At 62.3% G+C, this 18,196-nt stretch carries 16 protein-coding genes; 5 read left to right on the forward strand and 11 right to left on the reverse strand.

The window, feature by feature from the left end; all coding sequences use genetic code 11:
* Window positions 1-205: 205 nt before the first annotated feature.
* The 6 genes from IB246_RS20990 to IB246_RS21015 all read right to left on the reverse strand — a co-directional run bounded on the left by IB246_RS20990 (window position 206) and on the right by IB246_RS21015 (window position 5,342).
* Window positions 206-955 (reverse strand): AraC family transcriptional regulator, encoded by a 750-nt coding sequence (locus IB246_RS20990; RefSeq protein WP_008042622.1) that lies wholly within the window; start codon window positions 953-955, stop codon window positions 206-208.
* A 74-nt stretch (window positions 956-1,029) separates the two neighbouring features.
* Complete coding sequence (locus IB246_RS20995) at window positions 1,030-2,286, reverse strand: FAD/NAD(P)-binding oxidoreductase (RefSeq protein WP_008042620.1); 1,257 nt, start codon at window positions 2,284-2,286, stop codon at window positions 1,030-1,032.
* Window positions 2,283-2,519 carry a 2Fe-2S iron-sulfur cluster-binding protein gene (locus IB246_RS21000; protein WP_008042619.1) on the reverse strand — a complete coding sequence of 79 codons (237 nt, stop codon included), beginning with the start codon at window positions 2,517-2,519 and terminating at the stop codon, window positions 2,283-2,285. Before IB246_RS21000 ends, IB246_RS20995 begins: the two co-directional genes overlap by 4 nt.
* Window positions 2,512-3,627 (reverse strand): NAD(P)/FAD-dependent oxidoreductase, encoded by a 1,116-nt coding sequence (locus IB246_RS21005; RefSeq protein WP_008042618.1) that lies wholly within the window; start codon window positions 3,625-3,627, stop codon window positions 2,512-2,514. The genes IB246_RS21000 and IB246_RS21005 overlap by 8 nt, the downstream gene beginning before the upstream one ends.
* The gene (locus IB246_RS21010) at window positions 3,624-4,556 is read right to left on the reverse strand and encodes a 4-hydroxyproline epimerase (RefSeq protein WP_008042617.1); all 933 of its coding nucleotides are present in this window, start codon (window positions 4,554-4,556) and stop codon (window positions 3,624-3,626) included. Before IB246_RS21010 ends, IB246_RS21005 begins: the two co-directional genes overlap by 4 nt.
* Before the next feature lie 114 nt (window positions 4,557-4,670).
* A complete protein-coding gene (locus IB246_RS21015) occupies window positions 4,671-5,342 on the reverse strand; it encodes a GntR family transcriptional regulator (protein WP_008029632.1) in 672 nt (223 codons plus the stop codon).
* A 282-nt stretch (window positions 5,343-5,624) separates the two neighbouring features.
* Here IB246_RS21015 and IB246_RS21020 point away from each other — a divergent pair, with 282 nt between their 5' ends.
* Both IB246_RS21020 and IB246_RS21025 read left to right on the forward strand, forming a co-directional pair.
* On the forward strand, window positions 5,625-7,664 hold the full coding sequence (locus IB246_RS21020) for an FAD-dependent oxidoreductase (RefSeq protein ID WP_008042616.1): 2,040 nt from the start codon (window positions 5,625-5,627) through the stop codon (window positions 7,662-7,664).
* A gap of 167 nt (window positions 7,665-7,831) precedes the next feature.
* Complete coding sequence (locus IB246_RS21025; protein WP_008042598.1) at window positions 7,832-8,767, forward strand: 1-aminocyclopropane-1-carboxylate deaminase/D-cysteine desulfhydrase; 936 nt, start codon at window positions 7,832-7,834, stop codon at window positions 8,765-8,767.
* 102 nt (window positions 8,768-8,869) lie between these two features.
* Here the strand turns inward: IB246_RS21025 and IB246_RS21030 are convergent, their stop codons facing one another.
* The 3 genes from IB246_RS21030 to IB246_RS21040 form a co-directional block, all read right to left on the reverse strand.
* Window positions 8,870-9,430 carry a cytochrome b gene (locus tag IB246_RS21030; RefSeq protein WP_008040489.1) on the reverse strand — a complete coding sequence of 187 codons (561 nt, stop codon included), beginning with the start codon at window positions 9,428-9,430 and terminating at the stop codon, window positions 8,870-8,872.
* Between the two features lie 277 nt (window positions 9,431-9,707).
* Window positions 9,708-10,535, reverse strand: coding sequence for a phosphonoacetaldehyde hydrolase (gene phnX, locus IB246_RS21035; RefSeq protein ID WP_008040487.1), 828 nt, complete (start codon window positions 10,533-10,535; stop codon window positions 9,708-9,710).
* A 122-nt stretch (window positions 10,536-10,657) separates the two neighbouring features.
* Window positions 10,658-11,767, reverse strand: a complete 1,110-nt coding sequence (locus IB246_RS21040; RefSeq protein WP_008040486.1) for a 2-aminoethylphosphonate--pyruvate transaminase — start codon at window positions 11,765-11,767, stop codon at window positions 10,658-10,660.
* Between the two features lie 109 nt (window positions 11,768-11,876).
* Between IB246_RS21040 and IB246_RS21045 the strand changes: the two genes are divergently transcribed.
* Window positions 11,877-12,740, forward strand: a complete 864-nt coding sequence (locus tag IB246_RS21045; protein WP_008040484.1) for a LysR substrate-binding domain-containing protein — start codon at window positions 11,877-11,879, stop codon at window positions 12,738-12,740.
* Window positions 12,741-12,833: 93 nt separating this feature from the next.
* On the opposite strand, the gene IB246_RS21050 is transcribed toward IB246_RS21045, so the two are convergent.
* Window positions 12,834-13,706, reverse strand: a complete 873-nt coding sequence (locus IB246_RS21050; protein WP_008040483.1) for a LysR family transcriptional regulator — start codon at window positions 13,704-13,706, stop codon at window positions 12,834-12,836.
* A 267-nt stretch (window positions 13,707-13,973) separates the two neighbouring features.
* On the opposite strand from IB246_RS21050, the gene IB246_RS21055 reads away from it, so the two are divergent.
* Together IB246_RS21055 and IB246_RS21060 are read left to right on the forward strand one after the other, a co-directional pair.
* On the forward strand, window positions 13,974-15,299 hold the full coding sequence (locus IB246_RS21055; RefSeq protein ID WP_008040481.1) for an MFS transporter: 1,326 nt from the start codon (window positions 13,974-13,976) through the stop codon (window positions 15,297-15,299).
* Window positions 15,300-15,303: 4 nt separating this feature from the next.
* Window positions 15,304-16,701 (forward strand): FAD-dependent oxidoreductase, encoded by a 1,398-nt coding sequence (locus IB246_RS21060; RefSeq protein WP_177318181.1) that lies wholly within the window; start codon window positions 15,304-15,306, stop codon window positions 16,699-16,701.
* On the opposite strand, the gene IB246_RS21065 is transcribed toward IB246_RS21060, so the two are convergent.
* A complete protein-coding gene (locus IB246_RS21065; RefSeq protein ID WP_008040477.1) occupies window positions 16,702-18,030 on the reverse strand; it encodes a type VI secretion system Vgr family protein in 1,329 nt (442 codons plus the stop codon).
* Between the last annotated feature and the right edge of the window lie 166 nt (window positions 18,031-18,196).

Below are 18,196 nucleotides of genomic sequence, written 5' to 3' on the forward strand. Positions count from 1 at the left end.
TGTTGAATATCGTATTGGGGATTTCGTATACGATATTAACAATAGCAATGGCCGTGCCGTTTTTGCTTTTGCCGCCGAATTTTTGCCAACCCTTGAAGCAGGGCGGCTCAGCGCAAGCGAGCGGGGCAACGCTACGACGGTGTCGGTCGAGGAGGTGTTACGGAAGGGAGCACGCAGGGTGCGCAGCGCCCCTTAAAGGAACATTTTAACGACGGCTATCGCGGTACTGGCTGGGCGAAAGACTGGTGAGGGCGCGGAATTGGCGGCTGAACGCACTGTGGTCGGTGTAGCCGCAGCGCAGGGCGATTTCGGTGATCGGCAGGTCGGTGTCGAGTAACAGGCGCGAGCCTTCCTCCAGGCGGGACTTGTGGATCATCTGCCGTGGCGTGAGCTGGAACACCCGTTTGCAATGGCGTTCCAGTTGCGCCACAGAGAAACCGGCGATGGCCGTCAGTTCGGCCAGGCTGATCGGTCGGGCGAAATGACGGCGAATGTGTGCGTCCACCGCTGCCAGTTTCTGGAACGCCGGATGGTTGGACTGGGGCAGTTGCAGGTCGCGGGAAATGCCGGCGAGGCCGACGATCCGACCTTGTTCGTCATGCAGGGCGAGTTTGTGGGTCAGGCACCAGACTGGCTGGTTGCCGAAATACAGGTGCAGTTCCAGTTGATCCGCCAGTTCACGGCCGGTGGACAGCACGCGCCGATCCTGCTCGGTGTACAGCGGGCCAAATCGTGCCGGGAAGACCTGGTCCGCCGTCAGCCCGAGCAGTTGCCCGCTGTGCTTGAAACCACACCGTCGAGCCAGGGTCTGGTTGACGAAGACATAGCGCGCCTCGCGGTCCTTGATGAAGAACACCACGTCCGCCAGGGTGTCGAGCAGCGTAGCGATGGGCTGCAGACTGCTCAGCAGCGTCGGCAAATCGCAGGGTTTGAACTGATTGAGTGAGGGGAACATAGCGCTGGGGGCCTGGTGGCAACTACCGGGATCATAAAGACTCGGCAGTGCCCCCGAAACCCCGGAGCGAGCGTTTACGCGGGCGGGGTGTCTTCCAGGCACATCAGGGTTTCGATACGTGCCGGGCTGAACGGCGGTCGCGGGGCCGAGGGTTGCCAGTCGAACAGGTACTGCAAGGCGCCGCCACACACTCGCCCCTGACAGGCGCCCATGCCGCAGCGGCTGGCCAGTTTTGCCGCACGCCAGTCAGCGTGCCCGGCCAGTGCCGCGTAGGGCACGTCCTCGCAGCGACAGACCAGCGTGTCGGCTTGCGCCAGTGACTTGAGGTGCGGGCTGAGGCTGAACGCGTTGTTCAACGCCTTGGCGAAACCCTGCCAACGTGTCCGACGCGGCCACAATTGGCGTGCCGCTGCGGTGTTACCGACGGCGGCATGCCCGGCAATGGCACCTTCGACCAACGCCAGTTCACTGCCACCGAAACCGGTGCATTCACCTGCGGCGTAGTGATCGGCAAGGCTCGTGGCTTGCCAGGCATCGACCGCGAGCGCCGTGCCGTCGAGTGCGCAACCCAGCGCCTGACCGAGTTGAATATTGGGAATCAGGCCGAAACCACAGGCCAGGCGATCACAGGCCAGTTCGACGATTTTGCCCTGTTGCCACAGACGCACACCTTCCAGCCGTTCATTACCCAAGGCTGCCACGACGTGGGAGCCGGTGCGGTAATGACGATCAAACAGGCTGAAGGATTGCACAAGCTTGCCCGGCCAGCGTGGCAGTTGCAGGGCGAACCCGGCGACCGCAACCGAGGAGGCTTGCTCGGCAATGCTCAGCACGTGGGCGCCGTTGTGTTTCGCGGTGGCCGCACTGGCCAGTACCAACGGCCCGCTGCCGGCGATCACCACGCGTTCGTCCTGCACCGGCAGGCCGCCCTTGATCAATGCCTGGAGTCCTCCGGCCCCCGTCACACCCGGCAATGTCCAGCCGGGGAAGGGCAGCAGCAACTCACGGGCGCCGGTGCACAGAATCAGTTTGTCGTAGCCGATCAGCCATCCGTGATCGGCGTCTTCCACCAGCAATTGTTTGGGGCCGGAACAGGCGATCACACGAGTGCCGCTGTAGTGGCGAATATTGCTGTTGGCATGCAGGCGCTCGCGCATCTGCCGTGCCTGATTCGGCAGGCTGGCCTGAGGCCCGTCGCGCCAGATCTGGCCTCCCGGCAACGGGTTGTCGTCGAGCACGATAATGCGGGCGCCACTGGGCGCGGCGGCGAGGGCGGCGCTCATGCCGGCGGGGCCGGCACCGATGATTAGCAAATCGGCGTATTCGTTCATGGTCGGGTCCGCACCTGCATGCCGTCATGACACAGCGTCTGGCAGGCCAGTCGGCGGCGTCCGTCGATGGTCACCCGGCATTCCTGGCAGATGCCCATGCCGCACAGCGGTGCGCGCCGCTGACCGCTGACCGAGGTGCGAGTACACCCGTCGTCGGCCAAGGCTAATGCCGCGGCGACAGTCGTACCTTCGGCGACCCGCAGGGTGCGGCCGTCCAGGACCAGATCAGGCATACACGGCCTCCCCGAGAAAACGTTGCGGCAGATAGGCTTGCGCCGCCAATGGCGGCGTCTCATTGAACAGTTGCGCGACCAGCAAATCGGCGGTGCCGGGGGCCGTGGTGACACCCAGTCCCTCGTGACCGACCGCCAGCCACAAACCTTTGCGTGATGGGTGCTCACCAATCAGTGGCAGCCCGTCGGGGCTGGCAGCGCGAAAACCGGTCCAGGCGCGGATGCCGTTGAGCTGAGCCAGGCCCGGCATGTACTCGGTGGCGCGCTTGAGCATTTTCGCGAGCATCCAGCCTTCGACCTGCGGGTCGGTGGTGCCGAATTGTCGCGAGGCGCCGATGAACAGTTGCCCGGTTGGCCGGGGCTGAATGTTGCAGGCGGTCGAGGGCCCTGTGGCGTTGTGAGCGCTGGTGACATAACCCAGTTCCACCAGCGTGTGGGTGACCTTGCCGGGGTAGCGGTCGGTGATCAGCAAGTGGCCTTTTTTCGGCTCGATCGGCAATTCGGGGCACAGGTCGTTGGCCTGGATGCCGTTGGCCAATATGACTGCCTCAGCGCTCAACCACTGGCCGTCATCGAGCCGCACGCGATTGCCATCGACCTCGCTGACCCGCGCCCGACGTTGTTCGATGTCGGCGGTGTCGAGCATCCAGTTGGCGGTCGCCGGAGCGTAGAGAATGCCGTCGCCGTTGATCAGCAAACCGCCTTCGAGGTCTTCGCGCAGTTCAGGTTCACGGGCGCGCAAGGCGTTACGAGCGATCAACTCGCAGGCAACGCCCTGGGTCTGAAGGTTCAGGTATTTGCTGTGGGCCACGGCCATTTCTTCGGCATTGGCTGCCAGCCACAACGTCCCGTTGCTGCGGTAAGCGCAGCCTTCAGGCAAGTCCGGCGCCAGTTCGCGCCAGCGTTGCAGCGAGTATTGGCTCAGGGCCAGCTCGGCCGGGTTGTCGTCGAGCACCAGCAAGTGGCCCATACCGGCGGCCGTCGCGCTGTGCAAGCCAGCGTCCAGCACCAGCACGCGCAAGCCACGCCGGGCCAGCGCCTGGGCGCACGCGGCACCGATGATGCCGGCGCCGATCACGATGACATCGGCCACCAGGCCTTGGCTCATGGACGAATGCCCCAGGCGAACGGGTCGTCCTGTTCGATGATCAGGCTGGCCTCGGCGCTGATGAAGGCGCGGCCACGAATCGTCGGTACGATGCGCTCGCCGTGCTGTTCGTAGGAGCCTTCGAACTCGCTGCCGATGACGCTGGCCTGGCGCCAGATCTGGCCCGGCTGCAATTTGTCATCGGCCGCCAGGCACGCCAGTTTTGCACTGGTGCCGGTGCCGCAGGGCGAGCGGTCGTAGGCCTTGCCGGGGCAGAGCACAAAGTTGCGGCTGTCGGCCTGTTCATCCTCGGCGAACAGCTCGACGTGGTCGATCAACCCGCCGTCTTCGCCACGTATCCCCTGAACGTCCAGTGCTTGCTGCACGGCGAAGGTGTAGGCGGTCAACGCATCAAGGTTGTCGCTGGCGACGCGCAGACCATGCTCGGCGATCAGGAAAAACCAGTTGCCACCCCAGGCAATATCACCGACCACTTCGCCAATTCCCGGCACCTGCAACGCCACGGCTTTGCGATAACGGTAGGCCGGCACGTTGCGCACGCTGACGGAGTGGTCGTCGTGCAAGGTTGCCTGCACCGTGCCGACCGGCGTTTCGATGCTGTGCACGCCCGGACCGATCTTGCCCAGGTGAGCAAGCGACGCCACCAGGCCGATGGTGCCGTGGCCGCACATGCCGAGGTAACCCGAGTTGTTGAAGAAGATCACTCCGGCACAGGCCGCAGGGTCAACCGGTTCGCACAGCAGTGCGCCGACCAGCACATCACTGCCTCGCGGTTCGAGCACGCAGGCGGTGCGCCATTGGTCATGGTGTTCAGCCAGCCGTTGAAGACGTTCGGCCATGCTGCCGGTGCCCAGTTCGGGAAAACCGGAGGTCACCAGGCGGGTGGGTTCGCCGCCGGTGTGGGAGTCAATCACGGTGATACGTTTCATGAGTGGGCCACGTCCGTTCAGATGAGTGAACGCAAGAGTGGCCCGTGCGGGGGCTTGCAGGCTTGATGGTTTTACCCGGTGCCGATGACGAAATCGGCACAGTGTCGCGGTCTGTCAGTGGTGGTGGGGCAGGTGCTCGAACAGGGTTTTGCAGACTCCGGCGATGTGTTCGTCCAGCAGCTTCACCGCCCGGTCGACGTCACCGGCGCGACAGGCTTCGAGGATCTCCCGGTGTTCGTGATCGGCGCGCTCCTTGCCTGCGGAAAGGCTCATCTGCATGCGCAGGTAACGTTCCAGTTTGTCGTTGACCGAACGGATCAGGCTCACCAGAAACGGACGTTGTGCCGGTTCATAGAGGCAGGCGTGCAGTTCCCAATTGAGCTCGGCCCAACGTCCCACATCATCTTCGCCGACGAACTCCTGGCAGATGCGTTCGGCCCGGGCGAAGGTGTCTTCGGTCATGTTGGGAATGGCCAGGCGAAGCACCTTGTCTTCGAGCAACATGCGCACTTCGAACATCTGCGCCAGCTCGGCATCGGACACCCGTGTGACCATCGCCCCGCGATTGCGCTGGAACATCACCAGGCCTTCGGCTTCCAGGCGCTTGAGGGCCTCACGCACCGGGATCTTGCTGACGTTGAACTGCCGGGCGATGTCGTCCTGGCGAATCGGCTCGTCCTCGGCGAAATGCCCGGCAACGATGGCGTCACGCAGATGGCGGGTGATGATTTCAGATGTCGAAGGCGCATTGCCCAAGTCTGGAGCATTGAATTTGGGTAGGGTCACGGCGGCAGTCGTTCGGATTGAGTTGGAGATATGGTATACGAATTTTCATTGGGTTCAGTGCACTTGCGCTGCCTTTCGACAGCCGCACCCTGACTCCCCGGCGTTCATTGCAGAGGAGATGGCGCAAACGTCCGACACCCGGGCCGTTGCGCATTTGGATCATTAAGTTGTCAGTTTCGGTCATTGAGCGGCCGGAGGAGTGCTCATAGTCTGTTACACATGACAGAGGGGCGCCAAAGAGCGCCCACACTTTTTCCGTGAACGCTCGTTGTGGAGTTACCGATGACCGCCGCTCATTACCCGCACCTGTTGGCTCCGTTGGACCTGGGTTTTACCACGTTGCGCAACCGCACCCTGATGGGTTCGATGCACACCGGTCTTGAGGAAAAGCCCGGCGGCTTTGAACGCATGGCTGCTTTCTTCGCCGAGCGCGCCCGTGGCGGTGTCGGCCTGATGGTCACTGGCGGTATCGGCCCGAACGACGAAGGCGGTGTGTATTCCGGCGCGGCCAAACTGACCACCCTCGAAGAAGCGCTCAAGCATCAGATCGTGACCCGCGCGGTGCACGAGGCGGGCGGCAAGATCTGCATGCAGATCCTGCATGCCGGCCGTTATGCCTACAGCCCGAAGCAAGTTGCGCCGAGCGCCATTCAGGCGCCGATCAATCCGTTCAAGCCCAAAGAGCTGGACGAGGAAGGCATCGAGAAGCAGATCAGCGATTTCGTCACCTGCTCGACCCTGGCGCAAACAGCCGAGTACGACGGCGTCGAGATCATGGGCTCCGAAGGTTATTTCATTAACCAGTTCCTCGCGGCGCACACCAACCACCGCACCGACCGCTGGGGCGGCAGCTACGAAAACCGCATGCGCCTGCCGGTGGAAATCGTCCGCCGTGTACGCGAAGCCGTAGGCCCGAATTTCATCATTATCTTCCGCCTGTCGATGCTCGACCTGGTGGAAGGCGGCAGCAGCTGGGAAGAAATCGTGACCCTGGCCAAGGCCATCGAACAGGCCGGTGCAACCATTATCAACACCGGCATCGGCTGGCACGAAGCGCGGATTCCGACCATCGCCACCAAAGTGCCGCGCGCGGCGTTCAGCAAAGTCACCGCCAAGCTGCGCGGCTCGGTGAGCATTCCGCTGATCACCACCAACCGCATCAACACTCCGGAAATCGCCGAGCAGATTCTTGCCGAAGGCGATGCCGACATGGTCTCCATGGCGCGGCCGTTCCTCGCCGACGCCGACTTCGTCAACAAGGCCGCTGAGGGCCGTGCCGATGAAATCAACACCTGCATCGGTTGCAACCAGGCGTGCCTCGATCACACGTTTGGCGGCAAGTTGACCACTTGCCTGGTGAACCCGCGGGCCTGCCATGAAACCGAACTCAACTACCTGCCCGTGCAGCAGATCAAGAAAATCGCCGTGGTCGGTGCCGGCCCTGCGGGTCTGTCGGCCGCGACCGTGGCCGCCGAGCGTGGTCATCAAGTGACGCTGTTCGATTCGGCCGGCGAAATCGGCGGTCAGTTCAACATCGCCAAACGCGTGCCGGGCAAGGAAGAGTTCTTTGAAACCCTGCGCTACTTCAACCGCAAGTTGCAAACCACCAACGTCGAGGTCTGCCTGAACACTCGGGTCGATGTGGCAAAACTGGTTGAAGGCGGTTACGACGAGATCATCCTCGCCACCGGCATCGCGCCGCGTGTGCCGGCGATTCCGGGCGTCGAGAACGCCAAGGTGTTGAGCTACCTGGACGTGATTCTTGAGCGTAAGCCGGTGGGCAAACGGGTCGCCGTGATCGGCGCGGGCGGGATTGGTTTCGACGTGTCCGAGTTCCTGGTGCATCAGGGCGTTGCCACCAGCCTGGACCGTGAAGCGTTCTGGAAAGAGTGGGGCATCGACACGCTTCTTCAGGCGCGTGGCGGTGTCGCCGGCATCAAGGCTGAGCCGCATGCACCGGCGCGTGAAGTGTTCCTGCTGCAACGCAAGAAATCCAAGGTCGGCGATGGCCTGGGCAAAACCACCGGCTGGATTCACCGCACCGGTCTGAAGAACAAGCAAGTGCAGATGCTCAACAGCGTCGAATACCTGAAGATCGACGACGAAGGTTTGCACATCCGCATCGGCGAAACCGGCGAGCCGCAAGTGCTGCCGGTGGACAACATCGTGATCTGCGCCGGGCAGGATCCGTTGCGCGAATTGCAGGACGGGTTGGTTGCGGCAGGGCAGAACGTGCATTTGATTGGCGGCGCGGATGTGGCGGCGGAGCTGGATGCGAAGCGGGCGATCAATCAGGGTTCGCGGTTGGCTGCTGAGCTTTAACAGCAGGTCCAGCGTGCCAATGGCCTTCGCGGGCAAGCCTCGCTCCTACAGGAGTCGCGTTGAACAACCATTTGGTGAACAACTCGAATCTTGTAGGAGCGAGGCTTGCCCGCGAAGGCGTCCTCAAGGCTGCTAATATGCCGGCTCTTTACCCAGAGCCAGCACCAATGCTTCTCCCGCCCAACGACTGGCTCCCCAAAGCCCCGCTCGAACCCCTTCATCTCGACTGGCTCGAAAGCACCGGCATCGAAGTCGCCATCCTGCGCCTGGACCAGATCGACCCGCTGATCAGCGGCAACAAGTGGTTCAAGCTGATCGAACACCTCAAAGCGGCTGACCTTGCCGCAGCCAAAGGCATCATCAGTCTCGGCGGTGCTCACTCCAATCATCTTCACGCACTGGCTGCCGCCGGCAAGCGCTTCGGTTTCACGACCGTTGGTTTACTGCGCGGCCATCCACAGGAAACGCCCACAGTGAGCGACTTGCAAGCCTTCGGCATGCAGTTGCACTGGCTCGGTTATGGCGGCTATCGCGCGCGGCACGATGCGGGTTTCTGGGAACCCTGGCAGGCGCAATACCCTGAGCTGTTTGCGGTGCCGGAAGGTGGCGGCGGTTTGCCGGGGGCGAAGGGCTGCATGCAACTGAAGTCGATGGTCGGCGCGCAACTGAACGGTCTGGGCTGGAGCGACTACGACGGCTGGTGGCTGGCCTGCGGAACGGGCACCACGCTGGCCGGCCTGGCGTTGGCTGAAGCGGGGGATCATCCGGTTTATGGCGCGCTGGCGGTGCCCGACGATCATGGAGTGGCGCAGCAAATCGCATCGATCGTGCAGGAAGCGGGCTTGCAGAATGCGGTTTACGAATTGCTGGATGCCAGTCGCGGCGGTTTCGCCAAAGTTGATCCGCTGTTACTGGATTTCATCGCGCAAACCGAACAGGCCAGTGGCATTCCCCTTGAACCGTTGTACACCGGCAAAGCGCTGCTGGCGCTCAAGCAGCAAGTCGAAGCCGGACGATTCGCACAGGGTACGCGACTGATCTTCATCCACACCGGCGGCTTGCAGGGCCGCCGCGGATTTTCGTCGCAACTCATACCCCTGTAGGAGCGAGGCTTGCCCGCGAACACAGGCGACGCGGTCTGTCCGACAAACCTCGTCATCGTTCTTCGCGGGCAAGCCTCGCTCCTACAGGGGAGGGCGTTGTTTTCAGGAATTGCGGTTTACGCGCTTGGGCATCATCCGCAGCAGGGTGTTGTCGCCCACCACATAGTGGTGATAAATCCCCGCCACGGCGTGCAGCCCGATCAGCCAGTAACCGATGGTGCCGCCGAGTACATGCCAGCCTTCGATTTGCTTGGCCAACTCCTTGTCCTCTGACAGCAGCATCGGCAGATCAATGCCATAGAACATCACCTGATGCCCCTTGGCGCTGGTGACCAGCCAACCCAGAATCGGCATGGCGATCATGAACAGGTACAGCGCCCAGTGCATCAATCTGGCCAGCACGGTCTGCCAGTGCGGCGAAGCGGGGAAGATCTGCGGCGCCGGGCCGAGGCTGCGCGCGAACAGCCGCAACCACACCAGCACAAACACCGTCAGACCGAGCATGAAATGCGCTTCAACGATCAGCGTTCGGCCACCACTGCCTTTGGGAAAGATTCCGCGAAATTCGATGCTGGCGTAAACCACCGCGAGTAACACCAGCATCAACCAATGCAGCGTGATCGACACGGTGCTGTAGCGTGAGTCGGAGTTTTTCCAGGGCATACGGCGTTCCTCACAGGTCGGGTCAGGCCACCGTTCTTGGTTGACGGTGTGCGTTAACTGTAAGCCTGTTTCGCACGGTTTGCCTCAAGCCATTGGCGGTTCAATGCTCTAAGTCAGGTGATTGAGCAAAAAAACACAATTCCCCCTGTAGGAGCGAGCGGTGCGGCGATCCGACTTGCCCGCGAAGGCGTCTGAACATTCAACATGGATGTCGGCAGATAGTACGCCTTCGCGGGCAAGCCTCGCTCCTACAGGGGAACGTGGTGCTTTGGGGGGATCAGTTGGTTTGCGGCATCTCGCCGTTGGCCAGGCGCTGGTTGATGTCGGCGATCACGGCCGGCAAATCGGTGATGGTGTCGATCATGTAGTGCGGGCGCGAGCCTTCGAACAGTGCGTGGATACGCTTGCGTTCGCTGTCCAGCTCGTCACTGCCGAGGGCGCGATAACCTTCGTAGTCCAGGCCCAGCGCGTTGCCCGAGCAGATCAGCGCCACGGTCCACATGCCGGCGCGACGACCTTCAAGAATGCCTGGCACGGTGTCGTCGATCTTCACGCACGCGGCGACATCGTCGATGCCCAGGGCGATCACGTTGGCCAGTGCCTGAGCCGGCCATGGACGGCCGTTGGGCACTTCGTCGGTGGCGACCACGTGATCGGCGACGTAGCCGTTGGTGGCGGCGAGTTCGACCACTTTGTCCATGACCTGTTTCGGGTAGCCGGAGCAGGAGCCGATCTTGATCCCTTGCGCACGCAGGTTGGCGATGGTCTCCAGCGCGCCGGGGATCAGCGCCGAGTGCTCGGCGATTTTTTCGATTTGCAGCGGCATGAAGCGTTGGTAAATCGCAGTGACGTCATCGTCGGTCGGCGTGCGGCCGAAGGCCTTGCGATAACGTTCGGCGACGGCCGGCTGATCGCACAGGGTGCGGATGTGATCCCACTTGCCCATGCCCATCGGGCCACGGGCTTCTTCGATGGACACCTGGACGTCGAATTCGGCGAAGGCTTCGACAAAAATCTGGGTTGGGGCGAAGGAGCCGAAGTCGACCACGGTGCCGGCCCAGTCGAGGATGGCGGCTTGCAGTTTGGTTGGGTTTGCATAGTTCATTTTTTTGATCCTGTAGGAGCGAGGCTTGCCCGCGAAGAACGATGACGAGGTTTGTCGGACAGACCGCGTCGCCTGTGTTCGCGGGCAAGCCTCGCTCCTACAGGGACGGCGGTGTCTGTGGTTCAGATTTCGAGCACTTCCATCTCGCGCAGCACTTCGGCAATCGCCGCCACCGCCGCGTGCATCTCGGCCTGGTTGACGTGGCCGATGCAGCCGACGCGGAAGGTTTCGACCTGGGTCAATTTGCCGGGATAGAGGATGAAACCCTTGGCCTTGACGCGTTCGTAGAACTCCTTGAACTGGTAACGCGGGTCTTTCGGTGCGTGGAAAGTGACGATGATCGGCGCCTGGATCGCGGCAGGCAGGAAGCTGCGCAAGCCGAGTCCGGCCATGTCATCGAGCAACACTTTGCAGTTGTCGGCGTAACGCTGATGCCGCGCCGGCAAACCGCCTTCTTCGTTGTATTGCAGCAGGGCTTCGTGCAGCGCCGCGACCACGTGGGTTGGCGGGGTGAAGCGCCATTGGCCGGTCTTGGCCATGTAGGTGTGCTGGTCAAACAGGTCCATCGCCAGCGAATGCGAGTTGCCGGCGGCATTTGCCAGCGCGTCTTTGCGAGCGAAGACAAACCCCATCCCCGGTACGCCTTCCAGGCATTTGCCCGAGGCGGCGATCAGCGCGTCGAACGGCACCTGTTGCGCATCCACCGGCAGCGCACCGAAGGAACTCATGGCGTCGATGATCAGGCGTTTGCCGTGTTGCGCAATGACCTGGGCGATTTCCGGCAGCGGGTTGAGGATGCCGGTGCTGGTTTCGCAGTGGATCAGCGCGACGTGGGTGATGCTGGCATCGGCCCGCAGCAGACGGTCTACGTCAGCGGCGGTGGTCGGTTCGTCTTCGGCGGTTTCAAAGGTGCTGAAGGATCGGCCGAGCACTTCGCAGATTTTCGCCAGGCGTTTGCCGTAGGCACCGTTGATCAGCACCAGGACTTTGCCGTCGCGAGGCACCAGCGTGCCGATTGCCGCTTCGACGGCGAAGGTGCCGCTGCCTTGCAGGGGCACGCAGTGGTGACTGTCGCCGCCGTTGATGATCGCCAGCAGTTGCTCGCAGAGGCTGGCGGTCAGTTGATTGAAGCGGTCATCCCATGAACCCCAGTCGACCATCATCGCCTGACGGGTGCGGGCCGACGTCGTCAACGGGCCGGGGGTGAGCAGGATGGGTTCGGCAGTACTCATTCTCGTGTCCTCGCAATCGATGGGATGAAGCTACGGGGCTTAAATTGCAATTTGCCGTGCTATCAATCAAATTGTTTATTGTTATGCCAGCCATCAGTGAGGGTTATTCATGAACCTGTTCCAGCTCCGCGCCTTCGATGCGGTGGCCCGCGAGGGCAGCTTTACCCGGGCCGCCACGCGGCTGTTCATCAGCCAACCGGCGGTCACCGGGCACATCAAGGCGTTGGAGGAGCACTACCAGATCACCTTGCTGCGGCGCACCGCGCGGCGGGTCGAACTGACGGAGGAGGGCACCAAACTCGCTGCGATCACCCGGGCGATGTTTGGTCTGGCCGAAGAAGCGCAAGTGATGCTGGAGGCCAATCGGCAATTGCTCACCGGGCGTCTGGAAGTGGCGGCGGATGGGCCGCACATGGTCATGCCGATGCTCGCGAGCCTGCGCGCTCGGTATCCGGGGATCACCGTGAACCTGCGCCTGGGCAATGCGCAGGAAACCCTGGCGGCGCTGTTGTCGGAACATGCCGATGTGGCGGTGCTGACCGAGGTTGAGCCGCGCAAGGGTTTACATTTGCAGGCGCTGAGCGAGTCGCGGATTTGTGCGCTGGTGCCTGAGGGGCATGCTTGGGCGCAGCGTTCGAAAGGGGTGCCGCTGAAGGAACTGGATCAGGTCATCATGGTGTTGCGCGAACCGAGTTCGATTACCCGACGCACGTTCGATGACGCTTGCGCCCAGGCGAAGGTGAGCCCTCGGGTGTTGCTGGAACTGGACAGTCGCGAGGCGGTGACCGAGGCCGTCGCGGCGCAGTTGGGGGTTGGCGTGGTGTCGTCGGTGGAGGTCAGCCACGACCCGCGGGTGGCGGCGGTGCCGATTATTGGCGAGGGGTTGGTGAACCGGCACATGATCGGGTGCATGGAGCGGCGGCGGGATTTGCGCTTGATTCAGGCGTTTTTCGATTTGGCGCCGGTCAGTTAGACCGAGGTGCGGCCTTCGCGGGCAAGCCTCGCTCCTACAGATTGCATACGACCTTGTAGGAGCGAGGCTTGCCCGCGAAGGGGCCAGACCTGCCTACACCAGACTCTCGCGCACCATCTCCAGAAACGTCGCCACCACCCGTCGCGAACTCTGCTCGCGCAAACACACCAGCGTTTCCGTCAGCCGCCGCTTGCAGTCGGTAATCGGCAGCGCACACACCCGCGAATCCGCACCAAACTCCGCCGCCGAGACCACCCCCACCCCAATCCCCACGACCACCGCCTCACGCGCCGCCTCCCGGCCTTCGACCTGAATCGCCGGGCGAATCCGAAACCCGGCACCGGCCATTTCCTCCTCCAGCGTCTGGCGCGTCACCGAGCCGATTTCCCGCAGCACCAGTGGCGTATCGTCGAGGTCCGCGAGGCAGATCGACTCGCGGTCGGCCCACGGATGATTGCGCGAAACAAACGCCACCATCGGGTCATTGCGCAGCGGCAGCGAGATCAATCGTTCATCGCTGACATCGCGCCCGAGCAACGCCAGGTCAGCCTGATAGTTGAACAGCCGAAACAGCGATTCATCAGTGTTGCCGGTTTCGATCTTCACGCTGATGCCGGGGTAGCGCTCGCAGAACCGCGCAATCTGCGGCAGTACGTGCACCGGGGCGTCCACCGCCAGAATCAGGCTGCCGGTCTGCAACGCCTGCGAGTCGTGAAGCAACTCCTGCGCCTCGGCTTCGATGACGAACAATCGCTGGGTAATGCTCAACAAGCGTTCACCCAGATCGGTCAGGCGCACCGACCGTTTGTTGCGGTGGAACAGCAATACCCCGAAGCGCTCTTCGAGCTTGCGCACCTGGTCGGAAATCGCCGGTTGCGTGAGAAAAAGCCGCTCGGCGGCTTTGGTGAAGCTTCCGTGAACCGCCACGGCATGGAAGGCTTTGAGCTGGGCGTGGGAAACCGACATCGAAACCTCCAGTAACAAGCTGAGCTTATATTGGAAATACGATAAATCGATTTCACTTATTAATCAGTAATTGTTTTTATCGGCTCCAGTCGCGGTGACTGGTCAGTCGAACAGCCTCCGTGACCATGAGCCTGCGCGTGCAATTGCAGGACTCATCTGACCGGTATCGCCAAAGGGACGCAGCGATATCGCAGTGCTCAACAATAAAAACACAGGCGTTTTCTTCCAATTCTGCCGGCACACTCACACCCTGAGGTCAGAACCACAATGAACAAGCACATCGGCACCATCAAGCGTTGGCGCGTGCAGATCTTCGCGATCACCTGGCTCGCCTACGCCGCTTTCTACTTCACCCGCAAAGCCTTTTCCGTGGCCAAACTGGGGATCGCCGAAGACCCCACCTTCATGCTCGACAAAATGGCCATGGCCAACCTCGACGCCATCTACCTCGCGGCCTACGCCATCGGCCAATTCACCTGGGGCATCCTCGCCGACCGCTTTGGCCCACGGGTCGTGGTGCTCGGCGGCTTGCTGATTTCCGCTGCGGCTGCGCTGGTGATGGGCAGTTTCGCAACGTTACCGATTTTCGCCACCTGCATGCTGATTCAAGGGCTGGCCCAGTCCACCGGATGGTCGGGGCTGTGCAAGAACATCGGCAGTTTCTTCCCCGCCGAACAGCGCGGGCGAGTGCTGGGTTTATGGAGTTCCTGCTATGCCTTTGGCGGGCTCGTGGCATCGCCGTTTGCCGGTTGGTGGGCGTACACGCTCATCGGCAGCTGGCATGCGGCGTTCTTTTCCAGTGCGGCGGTGGTTGGGCTGGTCGCCGTGCTGTTTTTTATTTTGCAACGCAACAAACCGCAAGACGTTGGCTTGCCAGCGATCGAACCGGAACCAGAGATGACCGCCGAAGAGGCGCATGCGCAAAGCAAGATCAGCGTGCTGGAACCGCTGAAGGAAATCCTGCGCAACCGCACGGTGCTGGTTCTCGGGCTCGCGTACTTCCTGCTGAAACCGGCGCGCTACGCGATTCTGTTGTGGGGGCCGGTGATCGTTTTCGAGCAGATGCCGACCGTGGGCAAGGTCGGTGCGGCGATCATCCCGACGGCGTTCGAACTGGCCGGGTTGCTCGGACCGATCCTGCTCGGGCTGGCCTCGGACAAACTGTTCGGCGCCCGACGCATGCCGGCCTGCGTGATCAGTTTGCTTGCGTTGACCGTTTCGCTGGCGTTGTTCATGGGCGCCTTGCACACCGGCAGTGTGATGCTGGTGGTGGCGCTGCTGTTCGTGATGGGCCTGACCCTGTACGGACCGGACTCGATGATCAGCGGCGCGGCGGCCATCGATTTCGGCACCGCCAAGGCCGGCGCCACGTCGGCGGGCTTCGTCAATGGTTGCGGCTCGGTCGGGGCGATTCTCGGCGGTTTGCTGCCGGGCTACTTCGACTCGGTCACCGTGTTCATTATCTTCGCCGGTTGCGCCTTGTTTTCAGCGCTGGTGCTGATCCCCTACTGGAATAGCCGCCCGGCTGGCCTGCGTGGCGAAACTGCATTCGTGCCGAACCGGCCGATGAGCGTCAAACCCCTGCGTACCTGAGGAAATACCGATGAGACCTTTCTGGCTGGAACAGGCGCTGGCGGCTGAGTCGTGCGCGCCGTGCGAACCTTTGCCCGGCGACACCCGCGCCGATGTCTGCATCGTCGGCGGTGGCTACACCGGTTTGTGGACTGCGATCATGCTCAAGGAGCAGAACCCGGAACTGGATGTGTTGCTGATCGAAGCCGACATCTGCGGTGCCGGCGCCAGCGGCCGCAACGGCGGTTGTGCGCTGTCGTGGTCGGCCAAGTATTTCACCCTGGAAAGGTTGTTCGGTGTCGAAGAGGCGGTGCGGCTGGTCAAGGAATCCGAGCGCAGTATTCATGCGATCGGCACCTTCTGCGAACAGTACGGCGTGGACGCCGATTACCGCCTCGACGGCACGCTCTACACCGCGACCAACCGCGCCCAATGCGGCTCGACCGACGCGGTGATCGCAGCGCTCGAACGCCACGGCATCAACTCGTTCACGCAACGGCCGGTGGCGGATGTGCAGCGCATGGCCGGTTCCCGAAAACACCTGGAAGGCTGGTTCTCACCGGCCGCCGCCAGCGTGCAACCGGGCAAACTGGTGCGCGGTTTGCGCCGGGTGGCGTTGCAGTTGGGCGTGAGGATTCATGAGAACACCGCGATGACCGGACTGGAGGAGGGCAAACCGGCAGGGATCCAGACCTCGCACGGCACTGTCCGCGCGGACCGGGTGGTGCTGGCGATGAACGCGTGGATGGCCCGCGCGTTCCCGCAGTTCGAGCGCAGTGTGGCGATTGTCTCCAGCGACATGCTGATCACCGAACCACGGCCGGACCTGCTCGACCAGATCGGTTTGACCAGCGGTGTCACGGTGCTCGATTCACGGATTTTCGTGCACTACTACCACAACACCCCGGACGGCCGGATCATGCTCGGCAAGGGCGGCAACACGTTCGCCTACGGTGGCCGGATGCTGCCGGTGTTCGATCAGCCGTCGCCCTATGCAGGCCTGTTGCAGCACAGTCTCAGCGAGTTTTTTCCGGCGTTTGCCGAGGTCAAAGTCGAAGCGACGTGGAACGGACCATCGGATCGCTCGGTCACCGGTTTACCGTTCTTCGGCCAGATGAGCGCCCACGGGAATGTGTTCTACGGCTTCGGTTATTCCGGCAGCGGGGTCGGGCCCTGTCACATGGGCGGGCAGATTCTCGCTTCGATGGTTCAGGGGCTCGACAATGCCTGGACCCGTTCACCGCTGGTCAACGGTCCGTTGGGATTCTTTCCGCCGGAGCCGATTCGCTACCTCGGTTCGCTGATGGTGCGCAACGCCATCCGCCGCAAGGAGCGCGCCGAAGATCACGGGCGTCGGCCACGGCATCTGGACGTGCGCCTGGCGAAATTCGCGGCGGCAGCGGGCAAGGCGGACAAGGGCTGATCAGGCCTGACGGTTGATCAGCCAATCAAGCAGCAGCCGGTCATCGCCGCGTGGTTGGCGGGTGGTTCGAGGCGTTGGCGGATGGCTCGCTGTCGCGCACAACACCGGGCGGTCTGGATCGCTGTCGAGAAAACTGATGAGCACCTCGGTGCCGGCGACCGGCAGCTTCGACGGATCGATCCGACCGTCCGCTGTTGCGAGAGCCAGGGGCAGCCAAAGGCCGGGGGATTCATCGTCATCGGACTCCGGGGTGGGCCACAACCTGACCTGTATCCGGCCTTGTTCATCCAGCACCGCAGGCTGGCCGACCGGGCCGAGCACCCGCGCGGTCTGGAAGCCCGGAATGCCGGGCCTGGCGTGTGTCAGCGCGGGGCGGAACACCGTTGACCACGGGATTGCGGTGAACTGATTGCTGTAACGCCGGCTCATGTCGCTGGTGGCCGGGGCGAGAATCGACGGTTGCTGTCCCTGATGACGGAGCTCGGTCAGCAGCCATTGATCGTTGAAGTTCTGCAACGGATGTTCCGACACTTGCACGATGCGTCCGCTGCGCAATTCGCTGTGATTGCTTTGACCCTGTATCTGCCGATGCAGACAGCGCAAGCGCTCGAGTATTCGGCGGCTGAGCCGTTCGCGATCGAGCGGTGGCGGGGCGGGGTGCGCGCAGAGTGGCGGCGAGGTATGCCGCTGGAACAGTTCGTTGATCACCGGCCCGCTCGCGTGCCCGGGTGTGTCGCCATGAAACGGCGTCAGCAGCGGTTCCTGGGGGAAACTCAGGCAGTCATCCGCGAGCACCAGCACATGGCCGTCGCATTGATGTTCGAAGTGATAGTGGATGCCTTCTTCTTCGCACAGACGTTGCAGGAACGTCAGGTCGCTCTCGTCAAACTGAATGCAAAACGGCCTGGCGGGATAACGTCCGTTCGGCAGCTCAAAACGATAGCTGTCTTCGGGCACTGAGTTTTCTGCGAGTAACTGGCGCAGGATCGCTGGCACATTGAGTTGATGAAACACCCGGCGGCAACGCTGCCGGTCGAGGTTTTGCAGCCAGGGCACCACCACCAGCCTGTACCCGACCCAGTGCGGGCCACGATGTTCGTGGCTGGCGCTGTGGACGACGCCATGAATGCCAAGGTCTTGCGTCAGGTTGAGGAACACCGGTTGTTGCAACAGGCGATCCGGGCTCATCGCCGGTGACAGGCCGATCACTTCGATATCGAATCGATAGGGCTGGTTGAGCGCTTCATGGCCACTGAACTGAACCACCTGCCAACTCAAATCGGCGTCCAGCAGTGTCAGGGTGAAGGGACTTTCCTTGTCGTTGTGCATCGATCGCGCTTCTGCCAGGGAGTACGGGCACAAAGGGTACGAAACCGTGGCCCTTTATGGTCACCGCAAATCGACGTTTCAGAATCGCCCTACAACCAGCGGTGAAGAAGTCGATTCGACAGGATGGATTTTTTGGTCGATTGCCAACTTTAGGCCGTATAAACTT

It is taken from the genome of Pseudomonas sp. PDM01 (assembly GCF_014852325.1).
GTDB classification, from domain to species: domain Bacteria; phylum Pseudomonadota; class Gammaproteobacteria; order Pseudomonadales; family Pseudomonadaceae; genus Aquipseudomonas; species Aquipseudomonas migulae.